This is a genomic window from Inquilinus sp. (assembly GCF_057815775.1).
Genome location: NZ_JBYRFX010000730.1, coordinates 1 through 3,380, shown reverse-complemented (window position 1 = coordinate 3,380; position 3,380 = coordinate 1). Strand labels below are relative to the sequence as shown.

Annotated in this window: 4 protein-coding genes; all 4 read left to right on the top strand. The window is 71.4% G+C overall.

Annotation, left to right across the window (positions count from 1 at the left end):
- Positions 1-669 (top strand): aldehyde dehydrogenase family protein (locus AC3XYG_RS25660; protein ID WP_489142709.1); only part of this gene is annotated, 669 nt, incomplete at its 5' end.
- Between the two features lie 14 nt (positions 670-683).
- On the top strand, positions 684-2,231 hold the full coding sequence (gene xylB, locus AC3XYG_RS25655; protein WP_489142708.1) for a xylulokinase: 1,548 nt from the start codon (positions 684-686) through the stop codon (positions 2,229-2,231).
- Positions 2,228-2,884, top strand: coding sequence for an HAD family hydrolase (locus tag AC3XYG_RS25650; protein WP_489142707.1), 657 nt, complete (start codon positions 2,228-2,230; stop codon positions 2,882-2,884). Before xylB ends, AC3XYG_RS25650 begins: the two co-directional genes overlap by 4 nt.
- Before the next feature lie 4 nt (positions 2,885-2,888).
- Positions 2,889-3,380, top strand: a 492-nt coding sequence (locus AC3XYG_RS25645) for a MurR/RpiR family transcriptional regulator (protein ID WP_489142706.1), incomplete at its 3' end; no start/stop codon positions are given.

Here is a 3,380-nt window from a genome sequence, read left to right as displayed (position 1 = left end):
CCCAGCGCCGACCTGGCGGCCGCCGTCAAGGGTGCGGCCCGGCGCGGCTTCCGCAACATGGGCCAGGTCTGCATTGCCATCAATCGCATCTATGTGCATCGCCCGCTCTATGACCGCTTCGTCGAGGATCTCGTCGCGGCGGTGCGCCGGTTGCGCATCGGTGACGGCCTGACTGACCCGGCGGCGGATCTGGGGCCGATGACCAACGCCGCCGGCATCGCCAAGGTGGAGGCGCATGTGCGCGACGCCTTGGCCAGGGGCGCCCGGCTTGGCTGCGGCGGCGGCCGCCCCGCCGACCGTGCGTTGGGGTATTTCTACGAGCCGACGGTGCTGGCCGACTGCACCCCGGACATGCTGGTGATGCACGCCGAGACCTTCGGTCCCGTCGTCGGAATCGCCCCGTATGACGACCTGGGCGAGGCGATCGAGAGCGCCAACGATTCCCCTTACGGCCTCGCGGCCTACGCCTATGCCCGCGATGTCGGGGAGATCTTCGCGCTGTCGCGGCGGCTGTCCTTCGGCAGCGTGGCGATCAACACCGTCGACGCCGGCACGATCAACGCGCCCTATGGCGGCCGGCGGGCCAGCGGCATCGGCTATGAGCACGGCCGCGAGGGCATGGAGGGCTATCTGGTCCTCAAGCATGTCCGCGTCCGGCACGGCAGCTGAGCGGGGTGGCGGGCATGAGCGACGCGGCCTGCTTCATCGGCATCGACCTCGGCACCTCGACCTGCAAGACACTGGCGCTGGACGCCGACGGCACGGTGATCGCGCGCGCCACTGCCGACTATCCGCTGATCACCCCCCGCGCGGGCTGGGCCGAACAGAAGCCGGAGCTGTGGTGGCGTGCGGCGGACGAGACGGCGGCGGCGGTGGTCCGGCAGCTGGGCGGCCGTCCAGTGGCGGCGATCGGCCTGACCGGCCAGATGCACGGGCTGGTGCCGCTGGATGCCGATGACCGGGTGATCCGGCCGGCGATGCTGTGGTGCGACCAGCGCGCGGCGGAGCATTGCGACATCCTGACGGAGCGCCTGGGCGGGCTCGACGCCCTGCTCGCTCTGTCCGGCAACCGCATGCTGCCCGGCTTCACCGGCGGCAAGTTCCTGTGGCTGGCCGAGCACGAGCCGGAGGCATTCGCCCGGATGCGGCGCTTCCTGAATCCCAAGGATTTCCTGCGGCTGCGCATGACCGGCATGCACGCGACCGACGTGTCCGACGCATCGGGCACCGGTCTGTTCGACGTGCGGCGGCGGCGCTGGTCGCCCGAGCTGCTGGCGGCGGTCGGCTTGGACGAGACCTATGTGCCCGAGGCCTGCGAGTCGCATGAGGTGACCGGCGGCCTGCTGCCGTCCGTTGCGGCGCGCTGGGGCCTGCCGGCCGGGACCCCGGTCGTTGCCGGCGGCGGCGATTCGGTGATGCAGACGACCTCGATGGGTGTGGTCGAGGAAGGCTCGATCGGCATCACCATCGGCACGGCCGGCATCGTCGGCGGGGCGGCGCGCCGCTTCCTCGACAATCCCGGCGGGCGCGTCCAGATCTCCTGCGGCAACGCGCCGGACCGCTGGCATGTCATGGGCGTGGCCCTCAGCGTCGGTGGCGCCTTCCAGTGGCTGAAGGAAACGCTGGAACCGGTGGCCACCGCCGGGCTCGACTTCGCCGCGCTGGCCCGCCTGGCCGAGGCCGCGCCGCCCGGTGCCGACGGCTTGCTGTTCCTGCCCTATCTGATGGGCGAGCGTTGCCCGCATGTGGCCCCGGACGGCCGGGCGGCCTTCATCGGCCTGACCCGCGGCCACCGGCTGGAGCACATGGCACGGGCGGTGATGGAAGGGTCGCTGCTCAACCTCCGCGCCATTCTCGACCTGTTTGCCGCGGCTGGCCTGCCGGGCGACCGCCTGCGCGCCTCGGGCGGGGCGACGGTCTCGCCGCTGTGGCTCCAGCTTCTGGCCGATGTGACGGGGCGGCCGGTCGCCACCGTGTCGGGCGCGACCGAGGGTGGGGCCTTCGCCGCCGCCCTGCTGGCCGGAATCGGCGTCGGCCGCTGGTCCGGCCTAGACCAGGCGGTGCGCGAGGCCGTCGGCGAGACCGGCCGGACCGATCCGGATCCCGACCACAGCCGGCTCTACGACCAGATCCATCCGATTCACGAATCCCTGTATCAGACCCTGCGCGGCACCTTCGCCCGAATTGCAGCCGTGGCGGAGAGTGCCGGCGGCGGAAAGGCCCTTTCATGAAAGCCGCGATCTTCGACCTCGACGGCACCCTGGTCGACAGCGCGCCGGATATCGCCCATGCGATCAACCGCCTGCTGGCGGATCGCGGCGTGCCGGCGCAGTCCGTCTCCTTCGTCGAGGGGTTCGTCGGCGAGGGGGCGCGGCTGCTGGTCGCCAAGCTGTACGACGCCCTGTCCGTGCCGACCGACACCCTGGCGCGGGATGTCGAGACCTATCTGGCCTATTACCGCGAGCGCCCGGTGGCGGAGTCCCGGCTTTACGCCGATGCGGCGACGGCCCTGCCGGCCCTGCGCGACGCTGGCGTGCGCCTCGGTGTCTGCACCAACAAGCCGCAGGAGCTGGCCGAGATCGTGCTCGACCGCCTCGGCCTGCGCAGCCTGATGTCGGTGGTGGTCGGCGCCGACACCACGCCCTACACCAAGCCGGATCCGCGCCCGCTGCTGCATGCGCTCGACGCCATGGGGGTCCGGCCCGACGACACCGTCTATGTCGGCGACACCGGCATCGACCTGGCCTGTGCGCTGGCGGCGGGCGTGCGCTGCCGGATCGTGGACTGGGGCACGGGACGCCAGGTGAAGGTCGATGCCGGCTGGCGCCTCGTCCGCTTCGGCGACCTCGTGCCGCCCGCCGCCCGGGCGGCGGTTGCAGGCTGACGCGATGCTGAAGAAGATCGCCCTCGAACGGGACAGCCTCAGCACCGCGGAGCGGAGGCTGGCGGAGGCCATCCTCGCGCAGCCCGAGGCGGTGATCACCATGAGCATGGCGGATCTGAAGCGGGCCGCCGATGTCAGCGACCCGACCATCGTGCGGTTCTGCCGCCGCTTCGGCTGCAGCGGCTATCCCGAATTCAAGGTCCGCCTGGCGCAGAGTCTGTCGCCCGAACCGCCCTTCAAGCACCGCCCGATCGGTGCGGAGGACAGCGTGGCCGAGGCGGTGGACAAGATCCTCACCAATTCGATGAACGCGCTGAAGCGCTTCGCCAGCGATGTCGATCCCGCTGCGGTCGATGCCGCGGCCGGGCGGCTGCTGGCGGCGCGGGCGGTCTTCCTGCTGGGCCTCGGCATTTCCGAGACGGTGGCGTTCGACGCCGAGCACAAGCTGTTCCGCCTCGGCCTGCATTGCCGCACGGTGTTCGATTCCCAGCGCCAG